Source organism: Rhodobacteraceae bacterium LMO-JJ12 (assembly GCA_021555075.1).
GTDB lineage: Bacteria > Pseudomonadota > Alphaproteobacteria > Rhodobacterales > Rhodobacteraceae > JAKGBX01.
Map to the genome: position 1 here is coordinate 416,137 of JAKGBX010000002.1, position 20,993 is coordinate 437,129.

At 56.2% G+C, this 20,993-nt stretch carries 16 protein-coding genes; 9 read left to right on the top strand and 7 right to left on the bottom strand.

Annotated elements, in window-relative coordinates:
* Positions 1-24: 24 nt before the first annotated feature.
* Together LZG00_14045 and LZG00_14050 are read left to right on the top strand one after the other, a co-directional pair.
* Positions 25-942, top strand: coding sequence for an imelysin family protein (locus tag LZG00_14045; GenBank protein ID MCF3595112.1), 918 nt, complete (start codon positions 25-27; stop codon positions 940-942).
* Between the two features lie 2 nt (positions 943-944).
* Positions 945-2,012 (top strand): DUF1513 domain-containing protein, encoded by a 1,068-nt coding sequence (locus LZG00_14050; protein ID MCF3595113.1) that lies wholly within the window; start codon positions 945-947, stop codon positions 2,010-2,012.
* A 12-nt stretch (positions 2,013-2,024) separates the two neighbouring features.
* Here the strand turns inward: LZG00_14050 and LZG00_14055 are convergent, their stop codons facing one another.
* Positions 2,025-3,167, bottom strand: a complete 1,143-nt coding sequence (locus LZG00_14055) for a methylamine utilization protein MauG (protein ID MCF3595114.1) — start codon at positions 3,165-3,167, stop codon at positions 2,025-2,027.
* Between the two features lie 201 nt (positions 3,168-3,368).
* Here LZG00_14055 and LZG00_14060 point away from each other — a divergent pair, with 201 nt between their 5' ends.
* The 3 genes from LZG00_14060 (at position 3,369) to LZG00_14070 (ending at position 10,141) form a co-directional block, all read left to right on the top strand.
* The gene (locus tag LZG00_14060; GenBank protein ID MCF3595115.1) at positions 3,369-6,692 is read left to right on the top strand and encodes a hypothetical protein; all 3,324 of its coding nucleotides are present in this window, start codon (positions 3,369-3,371) and stop codon (positions 6,690-6,692) included.
* A 24-nt stretch (positions 6,693-6,716) separates the two neighbouring features.
* Complete coding sequence (locus LZG00_14065) at positions 6,717-7,190, top strand: plastocyanin/azurin family copper-binding protein (GenBank protein ID MCF3595116.1); 474 nt, start codon at positions 6,717-6,719, stop codon at positions 7,188-7,190.
* 434 nt (positions 7,191-7,624) lie between these two features.
* Positions 7,625-10,141: a cation:proton antiporter gene (locus LZG00_14070; protein MCF3595117.1), complete on the top strand. Its 2,517-nt coding sequence runs from the start codon at positions 7,625-7,627 to the stop codon at positions 10,139-10,141.
* 168 nt (positions 10,142-10,309) lie between these two features.
* Here LZG00_14070 and LZG00_14075 read toward each other — a convergent pair whose 3' ends face one another.
* From LZG00_14075 to LZG00_14100, 6 genes are all read right to left on the bottom strand, one after another.
* A complete protein-coding gene (locus LZG00_14075) occupies positions 10,310-11,056 on the bottom strand; it encodes an SH3 domain-containing protein (protein MCF3595118.1) in 747 nt (248 codons plus the stop codon).
* 26 nt (positions 11,057-11,082) lie between these two features.
* The gene (locus LZG00_14080) at positions 11,083-11,448 is read right to left on the bottom strand and encodes a hypothetical protein (GenBank protein ID MCF3595119.1); all 366 of its coding nucleotides are present in this window, start codon (positions 11,446-11,448) and stop codon (positions 11,083-11,085) included.
* A gap of 24 nt (positions 11,449-11,472) precedes the next feature.
* A complete protein-coding gene (locus LZG00_14085; protein MCF3595120.1) occupies positions 11,473-12,141 on the bottom strand; it encodes a hypothetical protein in 669 nt (222 codons plus the stop codon).
* Between the two features lie 40 nt (positions 12,142-12,181).
* Positions 12,182-12,691 (bottom strand): hypothetical protein, encoded by a 510-nt coding sequence (locus LZG00_14090; GenBank protein MCF3595121.1) that lies wholly within the window; start codon positions 12,689-12,691, stop codon positions 12,182-12,184.
* A gap of 136 nt (positions 12,692-12,827) precedes the next feature.
* Positions 12,828-13,898, bottom strand: a complete 1,071-nt coding sequence (locus tag LZG00_14095; GenBank protein ID MCF3595122.1) for a hypothetical protein — start codon at positions 13,896-13,898, stop codon at positions 12,828-12,830.
* Between the two features lie 55 nt (positions 13,899-13,953).
* A complete protein-coding gene (locus LZG00_14100; protein MCF3595123.1) occupies positions 13,954-14,415 on the bottom strand; it encodes a curli assembly protein CsgF in 462 nt (153 codons plus the stop codon).
* 641 nt (positions 14,416-15,056) lie between these two features.
* On the opposite strand from LZG00_14100, the gene LZG00_14105 reads away from it, so the two are divergent.
* From LZG00_14105 to LZG00_14120, 4 genes are all read left to right on the top strand, one after another.
* A complete protein-coding gene (locus tag LZG00_14105; protein ID MCF3595124.1) occupies positions 15,057-16,577 on the top strand; it encodes a hypothetical protein in 1,521 nt (506 codons plus the stop codon).
* Between the two features lie 115 nt (positions 16,578-16,692).
* Positions 16,693-18,234, top strand: coding sequence for a hypothetical protein (locus LZG00_14110; GenBank protein ID MCF3595125.1), 1,542 nt, complete (start codon positions 16,693-16,695; stop codon positions 18,232-18,234).
* Positions 18,235-18,349: 115 nt separating this feature from the next.
* Positions 18,350-19,642: a hypothetical protein gene (locus LZG00_14115; GenBank protein ID MCF3595126.1), complete on the top strand. Its 1,293-nt coding sequence runs from the start codon at positions 18,350-18,352 to the stop codon at positions 19,640-19,642.
* An 87-nt stretch (positions 19,643-19,729) separates the two neighbouring features.
* The gene (locus tag LZG00_14120) at positions 19,730-20,980 is read left to right on the top strand and encodes a hypothetical protein (protein ID MCF3595127.1); all 1,251 of its coding nucleotides are present in this window, start codon (positions 19,730-19,732) and stop codon (positions 20,978-20,980) included.
* Positions 20,981-20,993: the final 13 nt, after the last annotated feature.

The window sequence follows — 20,993 nt, forward strand, 5'->3', positions numbered from 1 at the left end:
GCTTTGCGGGATCGGTCTTTGAGTGTGCTCGAGAATCAGTTTGGCGAGTTTCGCGTTGCGGCCGCAGGAATGGCTGATGCGTCTAGGGATTACTGTGCGAAGGTGATTGATCGCGCGGCTTATGACGAAGTATTCCGAGCAACTTGGCTGGCCTGGGCGCCGCTGGATGCTTACCAGTTCGGACCCATCGTGCAACGCGGTGCGGTTCTGTCGGTGGGGTTTTGGCCGGACAAGAAGGACTATGTCGGTCGTGGGTTGAAGCAGCTTCTGTCCGAAAGCGCCGAGGCGCTGGCAGACCCGGAAACTATTGCCCGGCATTCCGCCGCAGTGCAGGGTCTGCCTGCAATTGAACGCCTGCTGTTTGACGAGATGCCGTCCTGCCCTGCGATTGTCGGCATTTCGGCCCATGTGGCGATGACGGCGGACGCGCTTTATGCCGACTGGTTTGATGCGGACGGCTGGTCCGATCTGGCGCGCGGTGCGGGGCCGGAGAATCCGGTCTATCTGTCGGATGCCGAGTTCACCAAGGTGCTGTTTACCGCCATTGATTTTGAGCTGACCCGGATCGCCGATACACGGCTGGGCCGTCCGCTTGGCACATTCGATGCCCCGCGCCCCAGCCAAGCTGAAGCCTGGCAGGCGGGGCTGAGCCTTGCCATCATCGATGCTCAACTGGCCGGGATTGCCGAGTTGCTGAAGCTGGGGTTCGCCGAGGCGGTTGATGAGTCGGGTCGCTTGGAAGTGCTGAACGCGATCAAGAAGGCGCGGGCGCGGATCGGCGATATTGGCGCGCCGTTGGACAAGGCCGTGGCAAAGCCGATGACACGTATCCGGGTCGAAGGGCTGCAGTCGGAAATGCGCTCGCTGCACGTGCAATTGGCCGAGATTGTCGGCCCCAGCATGGGGGTCGAGACCGGTTTTTCCGCTGCCGACGGGGACTAGCCATGCGTCGCCGCAGCTTTCTTTTGGGGGTCAGTGCCGGGATCGCTGCGCATGCGTCTCCGGTCTGGGCCGATTTTGGCGAGACTCTGTATCTGAGCGCGGCAAACCAGCCTGACAAGTCGACCTGGCTGGCGGGGTTGTCTCTGTCCGGTGCCGTGCGGTTTGCCCTGCCGATCCCGGGACGCGGGCACGCCGCCGCCGTGCATCCCGAGCGCGCCGTGGCCGTTGCATTTGCCCGTCGTCCGGGTGATTTCGCCTTGATCCTCGATTGTGCCAGCGGGCAGGAACTCGCCCGGCTGACAACACCCGAAGGCGCGCATTTCTACGGTCACGGCGCCTTTACGGCTGATGGGAGTTATCTGCTGACCACGGAAAATGCCTATGACATCCCTGATGGTCGGATCGGGGTGTGGGATGCGGCAAACGGTTATGTCCGTGTGGGTGATTTTGCCAGTGGTGGTATTGGTCCCCATGAGATCATACGCTTGGGAAATGGTGATTTCGCGGTGGCCAATGGCGGCATCCAAACACATCCTGATTTTGCCCGCGCCAAGCTTAACATTCCGAAGATGCAGACCAATCTTAGCTTCGTCTCGGCCACTGGCACGCTGTTGGAAACCCAGCCGCTTGTCGGGGATATGGTGAAGAACTCGGTTCGCCATATCGACGTGGACGCTGCGGGTCGGATCGTTGCCGCGCTGCAATGGCAGGGGGTGCCAACACAAACTGTGCCGCTTGTGGCGCGATTCACTCGTGGCGGTGTGCCCGAGTTGTTGTCACACCCGGCGCAGGCCCGCCTGAAAAACTATGCAGGCTCTATCGCCGTGTCGCCCGATGGCAGTGAGATTGCCGTGACTGGTCCGAAAGGCAATCATGTGATCTTTCTGGATTCTGCGGGGCAGCCGCTTGACGGCGCTGAATTGCCGGTCGCCAGCGGTGTGGCGCAGACCCGCCGCGGTTTAGTCATCACCTGCAAGGGCGGACTTGCCCTGCGCCAGGACAGCGGTGTTACAACCGTCCCGGTCACTGGCGGTTGGTCCTGGGATAATCATTTGGTGCGAGTCGGCTAGGGGCAGGGCCGATTAGTCTTCCAAAAGATGCTCGTAGCGCGCATCGGTCAAAGTTTTCATGAACGCCACCAGCGCATCTATCCGCTGGTCATCAAGCGCCGGGCCGTGGGTCAACTCCTCGACCGACAAGGTGTCGGCGATTTCGGGCATCCGGAACGGCGCACCGGTTTCCGGGTTGATCCGGCGTTCGGGCGACAAGGTGTTGTACTGGTTGTAGAACAGCACCACGGTGCGCAGATCGGCGAACACGCCGTTGTGCATATAGGGCCCGGTTACGGCAATGTTGCGCAGGGTGGGCGTGCGAAACTTGCCGCGTTCGCTCATGGCACCCTTTACAGACGGGTTCAGGGCCAGACCGTCATCATTGGTGCCGATTGCAACGCCGTTCATCTCGCGCAGGCGCAAGTTTTCGGGCACCCCGATATTGTGATAGCTGTAATCGGTGAAGGTTTCGCGCTGGTCGATCAGGCTTTCGCCGACCTGGTGGCACTGGTTGCAGTTGGTGAATTGTTCGGAAAAGAACAGAAGTCGCCCGAGTTCCTCTTCGTCACTCAGCTGCACCTCGCCGCGCAGGAAACGATCGTATTTCGAGGTGAAAGGGCTGAACTGTTCGGTGCTTTCAAAAGCGGCAATCGCTTTGGTCATTGCGGCATAGGCGCCGTCGGTATCGTCCAGAATGCCCGGGCCAAACAGGGCGGGAAAGGCATGAACATAGGCCGGATCATCCTTCAGTCGGGCCACGACTGAGGCCTCGTCGGGCATCCCCATCTCGATCGGGTTGAGCGGCGGGCCACCGGCCTGGTCAGCCAGAGTCGCGGCGCGCCCGTCGTGGAACTGTCCACCGAACCATTGTCCATCTTCGTCGTTGTGGAATTCAGGTATCAGGGCCGCATACATTGCCGTTGGCGCGTTGCGATCCCCAAGCGATACCCCGTCGTCGCCGGGCGAGGCCATCCCGCGCGGGTCTGCAAAGGCATGTTCCGGATCATGGCACGATGCACAGGATTGGGTCCGGTTAGCGGACAAATTGGTGTCGAAGAACAACTGTTCGCCAAGCTCTTCTAGAGTTGTCGGCAACCCGCTTTCAGCGTGAGCCAAAAAGCCAAGGCAAGCTAGAATGGCCAGTGAGAATGGCAGGCTCCTAGTGAACATCAGTTTCTCCGCAAATAGTCGAGTTATTTTGTCAGAATGCCTGAGTTAGAGTATTGATCCAAGTCAATTGAATGCTGATGCACATCGGCGGCCCTGAAGCTGCTTGATCAGGCGCTCCTTGACATAAGCCAGTACCTGACTGAAAGGCTAAGTTTAAGAGGACTCAAGCTGCACCGCAACGTCTAGTATGGAATGATCTCGACGATGGCGATTGAAATCAGTAATCAGCGGGTCCGATTTGCCCAGCTCTTATCTGCGTTTCTGCGTCGCGCCAGTTATGGGTCCAAGGCCGCTGAGCTGATTCTCTATATTCTGGCGGTCAGCGGGCTGATGCTTTGGACCGAGTTTGATTTACCTTGGCAAATGCAGCGCACAACGCTGGCAGCTCACATGGTGATCTCATTGGTCTTGTTCCCGCTGTTCGTTCTGCCGTTCTGGCTGGGCCATCGTGAAATCCTGGCTCGCTCGAACAAGACTTTCTTGCGCCGCACCGGTGTAATAATCGAATACAGCTTGCTGATGACCACCCTTAGCGGGGTCTATCTGGTGTTTTTTGGCAATCGAGGCAATCTGGCTGGGCAGTTTGCGTATTGGGCGCATTTGCTGCCGGCGCTGCCGATGACCCTTCTTATCCTGCGCCACGCGTTGCGCTGGTCACTGCTCAAAAGCCTCAAATGGGCAACGGCCTTGATGTTGGCCCTGATCGCGCTGACAGGAGCGGGACTGGCTGCTGAGGAAAGCGGATCTTTGGCGGGGCACGAGGGGGTCTTGTTCAGCGCAAACAACGTAGCTGGCTCGGTGTCATGGGTTGACCAAAAGACGGGCACGCGGTTGGGCGAGATGCAGATCGGGGGTGATCTTCGGCGTCTGGCCTTGGGCAAAGATGGGCTGTTGGCCGTGACTGACTCCGCAGGTGGACGTGTCGTCTTTGTCGACTGGAAAAAGCAGGAGATCGTCAAAGATATTGCGGTTGGCTTGCGCCCTGTTGGTATCGTTTATGACCGGCGCAACGATCTGTTCTGGACCGCCTTGTTCGAAGCCCATGAGCTTGTCGCTGTGCATCCTGACAATGGTGTTCTTTACCGGATCCCAAGTGAAGAAACACCTCGGGGATTGGCGCTTTTGTCTGATGGGCGACTGCTGGTCAGCCATGCGATGGTTGGCAAGGTTTCTATCCACGATACAACGACACGTCCGCCGCGCATGATCGCGACGATAGATATGGCCGAGACGCAGGACAAAGACGAATTTGTCTCGCAAGGTGTGCCGCGGCTGTTGGATGATATTGCTGTCAGTCCAGATGAAAGGCAGGCGTGGTTGCCGCATGTCTTGTGGAATTTCGATCATCTGTTTCAATTCCAATCTACGATCTTTCCGGCGATTTCGGTCTTGAGCCTATCGCCGGGACATGAGGCGGAACAGGTCGAACAACGCAAACAGCTTTTTCAACAGATTAACCTAAGGGACCCGGTTCAAACCCGGTTTGACGGATCGCCGAAGACCATCATTGTCTCCAACCCGCTTGATGCTCAGTTTTCCAAGGATGGCACCCGCGTCTATGTGACGATGGCCGGAAGCGAGGATCTTGTTACCTTTGAAAGCAATGGTGTCGGCAATGCCATCCAGATTCTGCGCCACCTGCCAGGCACCAATCCGCGCGGGTTGGTGGTTTCCGAAGAAGAGGCGTTTGTGCAAAATGCAATGAGCCTTGACCTTACGCGGCTCTCTTTGAACGGAGAGCCGAGAGTGGATCAGGCGCGGTTTGCAAATCTGGTGGCAAGCGATCCAATCGCCCCGGCCCTTCGCAGGGGCATGATCTTGTTTCACGCAGGCAACACCGATCACCCGAAAGATTTTCCTATGACCGGGGACTATTGGATGAGTTGTCAGAGTTGTCATGTAGACGGGTTCAACTTTACCAATAGCTACCTGTTTGAGGACACCAAGATTGACAAGTACCGCTATGCGCGGGTGGGCCATGGTAATCTGGGAAGCATGATCGCAGGCAACTTTGTCGGCGATTATATTCAGATCGTTCAAGGCACACAGGGCGGCCTGGGTCATGATGGCGAAGGCTCAGCCCCCTATGTTGATAGTGAAGACCCACCCGCCGAAGTGGCTGAGATGATGGTCGACCTGCATGAATTTGTGACGGCCAAGGGCAACTTGCCGCTTGTTTCCAGCTGGCTTCGCCTCGATGATGATCGCGGCACCGTACACGAGTCAGAATGGACAAATTCGGCTGCTTGTGCCGAATGCCATTCCGACATGTTTGATCAATGGGCCGATAGCCTGCATCGGTTGATGGGGGATTCAAACCCTTATTACAAAGTGACAGAAGACATTGCCGCCGCCGAAGAGGGCGAGGAGTTCAGGACATGGTGCATGGGGTGTCATCACCCTCAGGGCCTGTTGTCCGGTCTGACGGCGACTTCGAATAATGGGCATATGTTCGAACAAGGCGGGACTTCCTTGTTCGACGCTTTAGGCAAAGGTGTGCCTGATCTTGATGAGGGTACCGGGTGCTTATTTTGTCATCGTATTACAAAGCTTGAAAATGCCTTGGGCAAGACCGCTGGAGCAAATGCCAGTTTTACCGTGAACATCAAGGATCGTGAAACCTATGTGTTCGAGAACAGCCAGCAAGAAATTCTGAACTGGCTTGGCAATCACGGTATCAATGCCAAACCTGAGGCCCATGCGACCTCGTATAGTCAGGATTTCTATTCAGACAGCAAGCTTAGCAGTTCATGCCACAATGAATTTGCACCGGGCACGGGTGCCTTGATCGTCGACACCTACAGCGAATGGGAGCGTTCCAGCTATAATGTCCCTGAGAAGCCCGACCAGCACCGCTCATGCATTGACTGTCATATGCATGCGGATGTCTCGCGGATCGGTGAGGATATTCCGGGGGTGTCAACGGATGGCGGCCGAGTGAAAAAGAACGTGGTCACACATCAATTCACCGGTGCAAACTACCGTCTGGTCGGCCTGCGCAACCCTGAATTGGAGCGCATGACCGTCGAGCTTTTGCGTACAGCGGCAAAGCTGGACATCAGCCTGACAGAGGCTGGCAAGCTTAACGCGCGCGTTCGCAATACCGGGGCTGGCCATGCGCTTCCTACAGGGGTTGCGGATTTCCGTCAGGTCTGGCTGGACGTTACGGTGACTGATGCGACGGGGCAGGTGGTTCTGGAAAGCGGGAAGATGGATGAAGCCGGTGTTGTCGATCATGACGCGCGTTTCTTCCGCAAGGTCTTTGGTGACCGATATGGCGATCCGGTCGGTTTCAGGTTCTGGCGCTATGAACGTATGATTGAGGATACGAAAATCCCTGCTAATGGTCACCGCGATGAAGTCTTTGACCTGCCTGCGAATACGACGCTTCCGTTAACCGCAACGGTTAGGTTGATGTTCCGCACCTATCCGCAATTTGTGACTGACTTGGTGCAGGAGCAATACCCCGAACTGCCTGACCCCGAGCCCGTCTTAATGACGCAACAAACCGTCGAACTGCCCCAATAACCCATCGCGAAAGCAGGACATCTTATGAATATCAAATCCACCCTGATCGGACTGGCCCTGACCGTTGCTTCGGTTTTGCCAGCGGGCGCCGAAAGCTACGAAATCGACCAACTGATTGACCTGACAGCACTCACGCCTGAAGATGTCTATCGGTTTTCGCCCAGCTATTTGTGGATCGAACCTGGCGACAGTATCAAATTCTTGAACTCGACCGGAAACCATACCGTGACAGCGATTGAAGGCATGTGGCCAGATGGTGCAGCTCTTGTGAACATCGAACACAAACCTGAAGCGGAGGTCACATTCGAAAAACCCGGGATCTATGGTTTTAGATGCAAAGTACATGGGCGCCATGGGATGTATGCGCTGATTGTGGTGGGGTCACCTGAGCCAAATATCGACAGTTTGGACATGACCGGTATCGGCGGTTTGGGTCAGCGCATCTTCGCAGAACTCCTGCAGAAAATGAATGAGGATGCTAATAGCAAGGGGCAATAGAAACGCTGCATTGAGCGGCTTGCCCGCCGCCCCTTCGACCATTTGCGCTAAGCGCCCTGCGTTAGGCCCACACGACTGCAAAGCTCGATGATGCGGTCTTCGCCACGTAAGCCATCCAAAACGATCCGGATCGTAGCGTCGGAGGAATACTGCTTCCGCGTGGCGCACTTGATGACGTCGACGATCTTCTCGCAGGGCGTCAGTGCCGTGATGCGCTGGGCAGCGCAATGCTCTCCGCATCTGTGAATATTGATTTGTTCGTGTTAGTTCAGGGGGGAGATCATTGCTGATTAAGCACTTGGTTCTAAGGTCGCCCCACCAAATCGCGATTTGTTCAATCTCGTGGCGCTGATTAGTTAAGCAGAGAAGGAATGAGCGGTCTTTGACGACCAATTCGGCCTTTCTTGAAGCAACATTTCTGGTAATTCAGTTTTATGGACATCATTCTGATCACGACGATTATTGCCTCATTGTTCCTGCTTATCGGAGCCGCTGAGCCGCTGGCGAACCGTCTGCGTTTGCCTTATGCCGTGATTATTGCCTGCCTTGGAATTATCGTCGGTGTGGCGGCAACCTTTTTCTTGCGCACTGAACTTACCGATGCGCTCAATCCGGTGGCCGAGGCAATTCTGGCGCTGCCGATACGTTCAAATGTGTTCCTCTACGTTTTTTTGCCGACATTGGTGTTTCAGGTCACGCTTGGGCTGAACTTGCGGCGCATGGTGGATGATTGGGTTCCGATCTTGGTGCTGGCAGTTGTGGCTGTTTTCGTCGCGACATTCGTAATTGGCTATGCGTTGGCGGTGTTCAGTCCGTTGTCACTGGCGGCTGCTCTGCTGGTTGGGGCGATTGTTTCGACCACTGACCCATCGGCCGTTGTCAGCATCTTCCGCTCGATCTCGGCACCACGGAGGTTGGCGCGTATCATCGAGGGCGAAAGCCTGCTAAATGATGCCGCAGCTATCGCCCTAGCGGCACTGTTCATGGAATTCGTCAAGGCGGGGGTTCCCGACCCTTCGGTACAGGGCGCCCTGGCGCGGTTTCCTATGCTGCTCGCGGGCGGTGTATTTGTCGGCTGGTTTGCAGCGCGTATTGCAATCTGGATCATGGCGCTGTTCAGCCGTTACGAACAGGCGGTCATCTCGGTGTCGATTGCCTTGCCTTATCTCGCCTATATAATCGCGGAACAGATCGTAGGCGCATCAGGGGTCATTGCCGTGGTCGTGGCGGCGATGACGTTGCAATTGGTCGGGCCGGGGCGTTTGCCGCCGACGACTTGGCAAAACCTGCGTGAGGTCTGGGACCTTCTAGCGCATTGGTCGGGGGCGCTGATCTTTATCTTGGCGGCGTTGTTGATCCCACGGATGCTGGAAACGGTGCAATTGACCGACCTGGGGTTGATCATGGTGGTGGTTGTCGCTGCGATTGTGGCGCGGGCGATTATTCTCTATGGGTTGTTGCCGTTGCTCACGCTGCTGCGTCTTTCGCCGGTGGTTGAACAGCCATACCGCGTGGCGATTATGTGGGGCGGGCTGCGCGGGGCGGTTACGCTATCGCTGGCGCTGGCTGTCACCGAAAGCTATCTCATTCCGCCTGATGTGAAACGGTTGGTGGGGATCCTTGCCACCGGGTTTACCTTGTTCACGTTGCTGGTACAGGGAACGACGCTGCGCTGGATCATCGGTAGGTTGGGGCTTGATAAACTCTCGCCGCTTGATAACGCGCTCTACAATCAGGTGATCGCAGTCGCGCTGCAAACGGTGCGCGAAGATCTGGCGACGGTGACCGAGAACTATGAACTTACCAAGGAGACCGTGCGCGCTGAGGCAAAACGATTTGGTGAGCGCTTGGAACTTGCGGTCAAATCTGCCGAGGCCAACACCGAAATCCTTGATCGTGACCGCGTTACGCTTGGGCTGATTGCGCTGGCCAGTGCCGAGCGCGACGCCATTCTCGCCCGGTTTCTTGACAGAACCATTTCATCGACCCTGTCCGAGCGGATGCTGTCAGAGGCAGATGGGTTGATCGAAGGAGCGCGGTTTGACGGGCGTAGCGGCTATAAGAATGCGGCCAAACGCAGCATCGGTTTCAGCTTTTGGCTCAGACCCGCAATTTTTCTGCACAACAGGTTACGGTTTTCGATCCCGCTGGCGCGGATCACTGCGGCACGTTTTGGATTGTTGTTGGCGCAGCGGTTGATCCTGCGGGATTTGCACGGGTTTATTGATGGACGTATCCGTCGCATCCACGGGCGGCGGGTTGCCGAATTGCTGCATTCTATGTTGGATCGGCGTATTGAGCGGGTCGAGCAGGCGCTCGAGGGGCTCAGACTGCAATATCCGGGCTATGCCGAGGAAATGGAGCGCCGCTTCATTTATCGCACGGGGTTGCGTCTGGAAGAGCGAGAGTATGATGCATTGCTGGAGGACGGTTTAATCGGCGAAGAGGTCCACAGCGCGCTAATGCTTGATATCGTGGCACGCAGAGATCGCGCGGAGAAGGCGCCGTTGCTGGATCTAATGCTGCAAAAAGTTGAGCTGGTGCGCCAGTTCCCGTTGTTTGCCGATATGGATGAGGCGGTCTTGAACAGACTGTCCCGTTCGCTGGTGACCCGCTACGTCAACCCCGGAGAACGGATCCTGCGCCGCGATAGCATCTCACATAACGTCTATTTCGTAGCGTCCGGTGCTGTCGAGCTTGAGGTGGCCGGGCAGACATGGCGGTTGGGTCGTGGCGAGATGTTTGGTCAGATGGGTGTGCTGATGCGCCGCCCGCAGCGCACTGACGTACACGCCATTGCGCCGTCGACCTTGCTTGTGCTCGACGAAGAACGGTTCTTTCGGCTTCTCAGGAGGAGTGAAACCCTTCAATCCGCCGTGCGCGATAGCGCGGTCCGGCGTGGTATCCCGACGGAGCAGCTTTTTGCCAACATCCAGGCACACGGCAGCTAACGCGATTTGATCAAAGTCACGTGTGTCAGGATCGGGAAATCCGGTGGTACCAGTGGTAGTTTGCCCAAGCACAGCCGCCGCGTGCGAAGCGGATGAGCGACCACGCGATGCGTAGAGCAGGGAAACAGCGCATCTGACCTGACGACTGTGGGGCTTAAGGTCTTTGGCTTACTCTGGGGTGCAGGAATTGAGGAATGTCAGTACTGGCCATTCATCCTGACGCAGAGCCGTCTTTCGCACCCAGCCGTTTCGTTCGCCAAATCGCGCCCGGCACCAGATTCCATCGGATGTCGAAGTGCAGAAGTTCACCTTGAGGCATGCACCAGTCGGCAGCGTGCCAACGACAGGGGCATTCGACCTGGGCTGATCTCGGACGTTGAGGTTGACGATGATACCCACCGATCCGTAAGTGCCACCTTCTTCGGTCATGGCAGGCTTGCGCAGTTCGGCCGGGTCGGCGCATTTCTGTGACATTCCAACATAGATACAGCGGTGGCGTCCGATTGCAGCAGCGATCTTTTGCGTGCTCTCATCGCCCTGCGCGCGTTCGAGGACCAGACCCCGTTCAGTCGCGTCAAGTTCGCCAGTTATACGGTTCTGGCTTCCGCCAAGGGTCGCAACCCGCGTACCGGCAGAATCATAAAATCCCAACTGGCCCTTATGGATATCCCAGCCTTTGACGCCGGCCAGCGGTGTGGAGCAGTTCTTCGTCGTGATGGCGAGTTTGCCACCGGTTTCCGGCGCGGCACTTTCCAACGACATGGCGCAGGTCATCCCGTCGGCACCATATTGCGGATCAAAAGCGAACCACTGACCTGAAAATGCCTTGATGAATGCCGCCTGGTCCTGGGCATGAGCAAAAGAGCCCAGGAGTAGAGTCACAATCGTTGATACCAACAATCTGAATTGCCGCATTATGGTCTTCCTCTCAAAATTTGGAATCAATCCTGTGGGCCGAGAGCGGTTCGGGCGCGCCCAATAACCGTTCCATCCGCCGTAAGGGTCATTTCTATGGTAATGCGCGCCTCGGGCCCGGCCGAAAAACCGGTCTTGGCAACAACATCGCGACTGTTCTGCGAGACCGTGATTTCGCGCGATTGGCGGGTGGCTATAGAACCGGACGTATCGTGTTTATCAATTGTCATCTCCGCCATGACGGTTCCCGGAGCCAACCCCGTGACAACTCCCGTTACGGTCATGCCACTTTCGTTGGGCGTCAGTTCAATCAAAGGAACAGCCATCTGCGCGGTTGCCATGGACGGCAACAATGCGGCTAAGGCAACGGCCCGGAGCATCGGAGGTCTCATCGCGAATCTCCTCCCCGATGCAGCCTATCGCGAGATCTGGGTGATGGTAACGCTGCCAGCGTTCGAGAAAACCTGCGCTGGTGCTACTGAAGTGCCTGATGTGACGCCTAGGTTATTGCCGATCTGATTCCATTGCACTGTCGTGTCCTGACCAGAGACTTGCAACGTGTATTCATTGTCGTTGCCTTTCTGATAAAGCGTGCCGGAATTGTTCGACCCGGTAACTTTGACCGTTCCCTCGTTGCGCTCACCAATCTGGAACAGGGCACCGCTATTGCCGCCCTCGGCGACATCCAACGTGCCGATATTACCGAACCCTTGCTGATCGAGAATAATCGAGGCCGAGCTTCCCCCCATGATCGACGCCAAATTGGTCGGGTCAGTTAGCCCAAGGTCGGAATTGAACTGGTTCAGCTGCACTCTGGCACCATTTCCCCGGAGCGTGATCCTGGCCTCGTTGTCACCACCGATTTGCGTGGCGGGGGTGAGTCCCAAGGACGTGTCGCCAGCGACGATTGAATTATTCGCCTCGGACTGATCGACGAACAGGGTATTGCCTAGCCCGGCGTTTGTGGATTGTTGTTCGATGAAAACGATATTCCCATCTCCGGCACTTGCAGGAACAACGCAGGCTAGGGAAACACACATACCAGCAGCTACGAGCCCGGAAACGCGATTGGTGCTACACGACATAACAATCTCCCTGACTACAATTGTCGTTTCAGATAAACTCTTACCATGAAGTTTGAGAAATGGCCAAAGCATTTCCGGTTCCGTTCTGTGTGAAACTTGCCCGATTGCCATAACCGGCCTGCGCGACGGCTGCGGTGTTCCCAAAACCGGTAATTGCACCACTCAAGAAGTTGCCCTGTCCGGCCTGCAACGCCGAGAACAAGTTGGAATTTCCGTCAATGTCTAGCACGATTTCGTTGTCGAGACCGGTTTGCGAGACGATACCGGGGCGCCCAAACCCGGAAAACATGACTGGATCGCCCCACAGGTCACCCAGGCCACCGTTGTGATCCCCCAGAATTCTCAGTTGCAGAGAGTTGCCAAACGAATCTGACGAACCGCTTAATACCGGTGTTTCGATAAGAATATTGTTTTCTATTCCCGAATTCACAAGTTGCAAATCATTGCTGAATTCCGGATTGGCGTGAGCCGATGTTGCACCAACGAGTATAAACGCAGCCAACCCTTTGGCGGCTAAACGATGAAAGCCACTAATATGCCTGTTTGCCATTCTTCTGCCCTCTTTGATTTGGCGGAAGTAATTGAGCCTCCGCGCCAATCAAGGTGAGGGAAAGGAATGGCGAAAGTGTGAACTGGAAAAGATAATTCCGGGCCGCTTTCTTGACGTGGCCTGGGCAGGTGGCGAATTAACCCAGTGTCTCTCCGGGCTCTGCCGATGGTGGCGGCGATGCGGCTGCAGGAGCCTGCTGTTGGTTACCCGAGGGTGACAGCCGCCGTTCGCGCGTTTGGGGGCGTGAACGCACGCGAGGCCGGGTTACGACCACTGCGGCGGCGCTTTTTGTGTCAGGGCGTGCCACGCGTGTCGCGTTGGCTGGAATGACCCCGTCGTATTTTTCCGCCCGGTAGCGGGCAACCAGAGAGTTGCCTGCGGCCTTGTCCGCAAACGACCAGACGCCCAGTTCGCTGCCTTCGATCACCAATGCCAGAACGGCCTTTTCGATGGCTTGCTGAACGGCAATATATTTTCCCTCATTGGCACTATACCCGGCTTCCATCTCAAGCAGTTTGTCCAGTTCGATATACCGGAAGATGCTGCCTTGCAGGACCGATGAGGCAATGGATTTCTGGGTTGTCACGCTGGTCAGTACTTCGCCGGTTTCCGTCGACACTGCACGCAAGGAGACTGTGACCGTATCCAGCTTCCATTCGGTATTGCTGCCGATGCCCAAGAACCGCGCGCCAAAGCCGCCCGTCTGCTGGTTAGAATCATAACCGACGATCCCACCCTGAAGGACGATTCCGGAATGGCTTAGCGGCCCAAGGGCATTAGGATTGATCTGGTTTTCGCCACGATAAAGACGGCGCATTTCCGTGACGATTTGCCGTTCGCGGATCAAATCTTCAAGGCCGGAACGGTCCAAGACTGAGAACCAACGTCTCTCACCGGCATCCTGCAACGCCTTGATAAGCATAGACGATCCACCTTGAGTGACGGCGCGCGAAAGGGATTGCACAGTATCGCGTTCCTTGAACTGGCCTGTCAGGTCGGGGAAATCATAGACTGCAACCTTGATGCGGGCGGAGGGCGGCGGCAGTTCGCGCAGCGCTCTGTTTTGGGTTGTCATGTCAATGATGGTCGGATTGGCCGTTTCGAGGAACTTTACTCCCATGTCGGCACAGCCGACCAGAAATAAGGTCGCCATGACCGGTACGATACGGCGAAACACGCCAGACTTTGCCCTGAATCTATTGCCCATACTGCCTGTCTACCTCTGCCCGTTTTCGCGCCTGTTATGCGTCGAATAATTTCTGTCAGCTACCACTTGTCACCAATTGTGGCACGACAATTTCGGTTACCGTTCCGTCCAGCGAATCAACGATGACGAGTCGGATGGTATCGAGCGTGCGTTCAAACGAAACCGTTGTGGTGCCGAAGGTCACATTGCCTGATTCTTGTGGATTGGTGCCGAAGATCGCCTCGGTCACCTGGCCTGCGAGAGCCGATAGAAGTCGCCCTTCAAGCTGGCGGACGAACAATTCGGCGTCGGAACTGCCGCTATCGCCGCCCGAGTCGCTGCCGGTCGAGCCAAAGCCTTGGTTGGCATCTCTGGCGGTTGCATCGCGCTGCGCGTTTGCCAGCCCCAACAGATGCGACGAGTTCAGGGGATTGCCGCCAAAGGACGGGTTGGTCGGCGTGTAGACAAGGTCACGCGCGTACACGGGCGCTGAAAGCACCCCGAATAATAGCGTAGCGGCTATGTATCTGACCATCATGTTGTCCTCCTGCCGAATTGATATGCGGCTGAATTGTGTCGAAGCAATACGTTTAACGCCCAGTATCGCAATTGGAAAAGGAAAGAATAGGGCAACTATGAAGAAAACACCCGACGGAAGCGATTTTTTCTGAACCTGTTGTCTTGACACAACTGATAGCGATCATTTGCGGCATTAGGGATACTCATTCGGGGTACTAAGGTGGACCCGTCTAAAAAACCTATTTTGTGTTCGGTTTTTGCGCGTTTTTGCGCGTGGCCTTGTTTTGATTCGGCGCCCCCGGAATCGAAGCAAACCCGCTTTTGGTGACTTATGGGATGAAAACTACCGGATAGCGAGAGTTGTTTTTGGGAGTTTCAGAGTCTGGTTTCTGCTGGGCCGCAGCACAATAGATTGAAAATATTAATGAATAGTTACTGTTTGCTGTCGCGAAACAGTCCATTTTGTGTCCTGAATGTGATGTTCGTTGCAAATTGCGTTCATTTAGTGGAAAATTTGCGAGATCGTAGTCTGCTGCTTTGATGTCTCGGGAAGGGGCGTGGCTGTAAGTCCAAGATCGTTTGTTGATTTCCGGGGGAGTGAGCGACACCGGAGGTTGCCTTGATTTGCTGCTCGAGTCTTTAAGAGAGGGAAATGATTTCATGAAGAATGTCTATTCAGCGCTGATTGCCACCACGGCGCTTGGTCTTTCGATGTCGATGGCTCAGGCCGGAGACAACAATGCGGCCTATCTCAACCAGGATGGCGCCGACAACAGTGCCTCGATCGACCAGTCTGGGTATTCGAACGATGCAGGGGATTCCTCGCGCATAATGCTGCAGGATGGCGACGACAACTCCATCAGCATCCTTCAAAACAATCCCGACAGCACTAAAGGTGGGGCCGAGATTGGCACGGGTGGCAACTACGGTCAGCATAATGATGGCGTCGACCAGTTGGGTAACCGCAACGTACTCAGCGTGAACCAGAAGTATGGTTCGGGAATCTACGAAGTTCAGCAGGATTCGATCGGTGCCGCCTCGACGCCGACCCTGACCACGAACTCTGTGAATGCGACCCAGCAGGGCAATATGCGGGTGAACCAAATCCATCAGACCTACACCGGCGACGGCACGACTGATGCGGGCAACTCGATCACGATCTCGCAGATCGGGGGCCAGTTTCAGCTTAGCTATGTGGGCGACAGCAACGGTTTTCAATTCCTCGACCGGGGTCTGTTCCAGACCGGTTCGGGCAACAGCATGGACATTACGCAAACAGGCCCAGGCCACGCGTTGATCCGTGGCATACAGACCGGCAAGGGTAACACCGCGACCACCACACAGACCGGTGCGGGCAACCGCATTAACACGATTGACCAGAACTCGCTGTCAGGCGCCACCGGCAACACCGCCAGAATTGTTCAGAGCGGAGCGAATAACGGCGTCGGGGGCCTTTCTTCGGGCAGCTTTGCTGAGATGTCAGGTGCAGATTCGTCGGTCGTCCGTCAGGTTGGCGGCGGCAACGATGTCGACTATGCGGCCTTCGGTAATGGCAATCAGTTCGGGTTCGACCAGAACGGTACGGACAATACGGTCGGTCTCATCACGGTGACTGGCGACGACAACGAGCTGGGTGTCAAACAGGACGGTACGGCAAACGTTTTGGACCTCGGCGTGATTACCGGGGACCGCAACAACGTTGGCGTCCGTCAGGATGGCACCAACCATGCCCAGATTACTCTGACCAACTTCAGCGATGACAACCAGGTCTGGGTCGATCAGATCGGTGCTAATACCGCCGCCAAAATCACCATAGACGGTGATTCCAATCTTGCCCGGCTCGAGCAGAACGGCACCAATAGCGCTGACATTAATATCACCGGCGATTTCAACAACAACTCCGGCACGACCAATTGGGATGGCGTCGCGGCGAACGTTCTGGGCCTGGCCTCGGTGGGGCTGATGTCGCAGACCGGCATGGGGAACAGCCTGACGGTCACCGTAACCAGCAGCCATAACCTCTGGGCCACCGAACAGACCGGCCCGGACAATACGATCCTGGCTTCGGTCGGCGGCGGCGACGGCAATCGGTTTGCGGTGAAGCAAGTCAGCACCACATTGGGCAACCACGCCACCGTCACGCAAAACGGCAACGGCAACAACGCCGGCGTCAGCCAGTAATTGGGAAACATGGGTGGCGAGGCTGTCGGCGTGGCGGCCTCGTCGGGGGAAATTGTAAGGCCTGCGTAGAAACATTGGAATCCGCACGGTCTTCAACCATTTGGAGCAGAACCACATGACTATTACCAGATCAATCCTGACCGCCACTACGGCACTTACCCTCAGCATGAGCGCGGCCTATGCCGGAGAGAACAATGCCGCCTACCTCGATCAGACAGGAGCCGGTAACAGCGCTTCGATCGACCAGACGGGTGGGAATAGCAACCAGGCTGGCCGGGCAGCGCAGGACGTGACCCAGAACGGTGACAACAACGACATCACCATCCTTCAGATGAACAACGAGAACCGGATGGGTGTCTCGTCGAACGGGTCGAGCGGTGCGGTGATTCAAACCGGATCACAGAACGTTCTGGATGCACAACAGGATGGATACCGAAACGGAACGAACTCTGTGCTTCAGACTTCGGTCGCAGGCTTGGGTGGCACAGCAAACTCTGCGACGATCAAACAGTTGGGTAATTATGGCGGCATCGGCACGGTAGAACAAAGCAGCGCTGTCGCGTCGACCTCGGTCATGAACACTGCGACGCTGACCCAGCAGGGCGGTAACAGTATTAAGATCGGCACCGTGGATCAGGAATTCACCGGCGCGAGCGGAGATGCCGGAAACGTTGTAACGATCTTTCAGAACGGCCCGACAAACAACGTCGGCACGGCAAGTCAGGTCGGTTTTGCAAACAACATTGATATTTCCCAATCGGGAGGCAGGACGAACAAAGTCGCGTCCGCCGAACAGGTAGGCTCGGACAACGATGCCTTGTTGTCTTTCACCGGAGACTATAACGGCAATCTCGGGATCACTGCCGGCAGCCTGGCAGCAGCGTCGGGTGCTGGGTCCAGCGCCGTCTGGCAGTCGGGCGTTGGCAACTACGTCGATTTCGCCGCGACCGGGGACAGCAACCAGTTTGGATTTTACCAAAACGGCAACTCCAACAGCGTCGGGCTGATCACCATCACCGGCGACAGCAACGAGTTGGGTGTTTGGCAGGATGGAACAAGTAACATCCTGGATCTGGGTGTGATTGCGGGGAACAGCAACGACGTCGGCGTCCGTCAGGACGGAACCAACTATGCCTGGATCAACCTCACCAACATGAGCGACAGCAACGATGTCTGGGTCGATCAGACCGGCACAAACGTGTTGGCCACCGTGGATATCGACGGCGACAGCAATGATATCCAGCTGCGTCAGGGGTATGATGGCGTCTCTGGCGGCAGCAACTCGGCCGATATCGACATCGTCGGCAATTCCAACTTTGCCGACCTGCGTCAGTGGGGAGGCAACATGGCCACATTGAACATCGCGGGCGATAATAATAACAACACCAGTCTGGCAAGCTGGGGCGGCGTTGCGGCTTCGACCTCGGGTCTGACCACTGTCGGGCTGATGGAACAGACCGGTTTCGGCAATGACCTGACTGTGAGCGTGAACGGCAGCGACAATTTGTTCGCCACCAACCAGAGCGGGACGAACAACGTCATCCTGGCCACGGTCACGGGCAGCATGAACCAGTTCGGTGTCGCGCAGAGCGGAGCCAGCAGCATGGCCAACGTCACGCAAAACGGCAACGGCAACAACGCCGGCGTCAGCCAGTAATTGGGAAACATGGGTGGCGAGGCTGTCGGCGTGGCGGCCTCGTCGGGGGAAATTGTAAGGCCTGCCAAATGTCATTGGAAATGGCACGGTCTTTAATCTTTGGGAGTAACACTACATGACTATTACGAGATCAATTCTGAGCGCCACAACGGCCCTGACCCTCAGCATGGGCGCGGCTTATGCTGACCCAAACACTCTTTTCCTTGATCAGGACGGTGATAATAACTCGGCCGTGATTGAGCAGGATATCGTCGGCTTTTATGGCGATGACGCCGGTGGCAATGACTTTGGCACCGCATCGAACCACGCTTTGCAGCAGGGCGACGGGAACGACATGAGCTTCAAGAACGGTACCAAGAACTACCATTCGAACCTCAGCGCGGGTGATAACGATGTGCTGGAAGCCAAGCAGCTCGGCGATAATAACAAGATGTATATCGAGAATAACAGCTACGGTTCCTCGGGCGATACCGCTTCGTCAGGCAATACAATCGAAAGTGCCATTCAGGATGGTGACAACAACTATGTGAATTTCGTGCGCCAGAATGCGGATAATGGCACAGTCGAAACGGCGTATCAGGAAGGCAACAGGAACTTCCTTCGCATCGTACAGCTGCATGGCAATGGCAACAGTGTTGGCACGGCGAGCCAAATTGGTTCGAACAACGGCTTCAACCAATACAACAATACGCGCCAGGGCATCTATATTAGGCAAGGTGGCGTAAGCCCGAGCGTGCTTGGCAACAACAACCGCGTGGACGAAGCGTCGATTGTCGGATCGAACAATGGTTCCATTCCTGACCAACCTGGCATCTATATTGAACAATTTGGTTCGGACAACGGTTTGAATTCTTCCACCGCTCAGATTTTCGGCTCCTACAACCAAATCCGTGTCATGGAGGCCGGAGACGGCAACAACTTCAGCGTTGTTCAGGGTAACTCTGCCGCTGCTGGCTCGGAAAATATTGCCAATCTGGATCAAACCGGAAACTACAACGATGCTGCGATTACACAGGATGGTTCCCGTAACTATGTAACTGCCCGTCAGTATGGTGACAGCAACCTGCTTACGGCGACCTTTGTCGGCAACGATAATGGTGTCGGCACGATGGACGGTGTGGCCGGTGCGCTGGCGGATCTGAGCGCTACTGACGATCTGTTCCAAGGCAATATCTTCCAGGATTCGACCACCGGGGCCTCGGGTAACACGATCAGCTATGTGGTCAACGGCAACAACAATCTATTTGCCTTTGCACAAATCGGCGGCGCCAATTCAATCGACGGTAAGGTCGGCACGGCAGGCTCGTCAAACGGCAACCAGGTTGCCGTGCTGCAGAACGGGTCGGGCAATGGCACGACCTTTACCCAGAACGGTGGCGGCAACAACAACCTAGCCGTTTCGCAATAATGCCAAAAGCCGGGACCGCACGATGCTGTTCCGGCAACTTGGCGTAAACAGAAAATTGACTGACAAACCAAAGGTGGAACTATTTATATGACCTATTTCAAAACGGCCTTCGCAGCCACAACGGCCCTGACCCTCAGCATGGGCGCAGCTTATGCCGACAGCAACACGCTGTTTCTCGACCAGACTGGTTCTGATAACGACGCCACTATCCATCAGTCCGGCACGGCCAGCCACCCATCCGCCGGAGGCAATGACATTGGTCTCAGCGGGGCACCTGTCCTTCAGAACGGTGATGGCAACTTTTTGAGCTACACCAACAGCGGATATGCAAGCGGCAGCGACAACGACATCGTCAAGCTGGAGCAAAATGGCGACGAAAACTGGTTCCAAGCGAGGGATAGCAACCAAGCCACGGGCAACAGAATCAATGACGTTCAGCAGGACGGCAATATCAACCAGGCCCTCGTCGTGCGGGCAGGAGAGACGGGTTCGGTTGTCGAGCAGATTGTCATGGACGGCAACTCGAACGTTCTCGTCATCGACCAGGGCAAGGCCGCAACGGGTGGCGGTAGCAACACAGTCACGCTGGCCAAGATTGTCGGTAGCGGCAATGGCAACACGAATACCACCGCAGCCTACCGCGGCGCCTATGGGAATGTGGCTGGCGTTTACGTTGTTCAAAAGGGTTCAACTGGCAACCCCGCCATAGGCAACATGGTGCAAGAAGCCAGCATTGAGGGCAACGATAACCGCAATTTCTCTGGTTGGGGCGGCAATGCAGTTTCCGTCATTCAGAACGGGAGCTACAACGGTACTGGCTTCTCGATCGCGCGCATGATCGGGTCTGATGGCAACAAGATTGCGGTCCAACAAACAGGCGACGGCAACAACTTTGCCGTTTACCAGGGCACCGTTACCTCTGATACCGGCAACGTCGCACTTGTCGATCAGATCGGCGACGGCAATGGCGTTACGATTGACCAGGATGGCAGCTATAACTCGACGACCGCCAGCTTCACCGGCAATGACAACGGCGTTGGAACGATGAACGGCGTGGCTGGAAACCTCGAAAGCTCAAGCCTATTCCTGTCGCAGGGCAACATCTTCCAGGATTCGTCCTTGGCACTGTCGGGCAACACAGTCAGCTATGCCGTCACCGGCAACAGCAACCTGTTCGCCTTCGCCCAGATTGGCGGCGGCAACACGATTGATGGTCAGGTCGGCACGATCGGCTCGTCAAACGGCAACCAGGTTGCTGTGCTGCAGAACGGGTCGGGCAATGGCACGACCTTTACCCAGAACGGTGGCGGCAATAACAATCTGGCCGTTTCGCAATAAGGCGAACCCGCCC

Excerpts from the sequence above, each read along its gene's own strand:
- LZG00_14050 (MCF3595113.1), top strand. The coding sequence starts at position 945 with ATGCGTCGCCGCAGCTTTCTTTTGGGGGTCAGTGCCGGGATCGCTGCG.
- LZG00_14060 (MCF3595115.1), top strand. The coding sequence starts at position 3,369 with ATGGCGATTGAAATCAGTAATCAGCGGGTCCGATTTGCCCAGCTCTTA.
- LZG00_14065 (MCF3595116.1), top strand. The coding sequence starts at position 6,717 with ATGAATATCAAATCCACCCTGATCGGACTGGCCCTGACCGTTGCTTCG.
- LZG00_14070 (MCF3595117.1), top strand. The coding sequence starts at position 7,625 with ATGGACATCATTCTGATCACGACGATTATTGCCTCATTGTTCCTGCTT.
- LZG00_14075 (MCF3595118.1), bottom strand. The coding sequence starts at position 11,056 with ATGCGGCAATTCAGATTGTTGGTATCAACGATTGTGACTCTACTCCTG.
- LZG00_14080 (MCF3595119.1), bottom strand. The coding sequence starts at position 11,448 with ATGAGACCTCCGATGCTCCGGGCCGTTGCCTTAGCCGCATTGTTGCCG.
- LZG00_14085 (MCF3595120.1), bottom strand. The coding sequence starts at position 12,141 with ATGTCGTGTAGCACCAATCGCGTTTCCGGGCTCGTAGCTGCTGGTATG.
- LZG00_14090 (MCF3595121.1), bottom strand. The coding sequence starts at position 12,691 with ATGGCAAACAGGCATATTAGTGGCTTTCATCGTTTAGCCGCCAAAGGG.
- LZG00_14095 (MCF3595122.1), bottom strand. The coding sequence starts at position 13,898 with ATGGGCAATAGATTCAGGGCAAAGTCTGGCGTGTTTCGCCGTATCGTA.
- LZG00_14100 (MCF3595123.1), bottom strand. The coding sequence starts at position 14,415 with ATGATGGTCAGATACATAGCCGCTACGCTATTATTCGGGGTGCTTTCA.
- LZG00_14105 (MCF3595124.1), top strand. The coding sequence starts at position 15,057 with ATGAAGAATGTCTATTCAGCGCTGATTGCCACCACGGCGCTTGGTCTT.
- LZG00_14110 (MCF3595125.1), top strand. The coding sequence starts at position 16,693 with ATGACTATTACCAGATCAATCCTGACCGCCACTACGGCACTTACCCTC.
- LZG00_14115 (MCF3595126.1), top strand. The coding sequence starts at position 18,350 with ATGACTATTACGAGATCAATTCTGAGCGCCACAACGGCCCTGACCCTC.
- LZG00_14120 (MCF3595127.1), top strand. The coding sequence starts at position 19,730 with ATGACCTATTTCAAAACGGCCTTCGCAGCCACAACGGCCCTGACCCTC.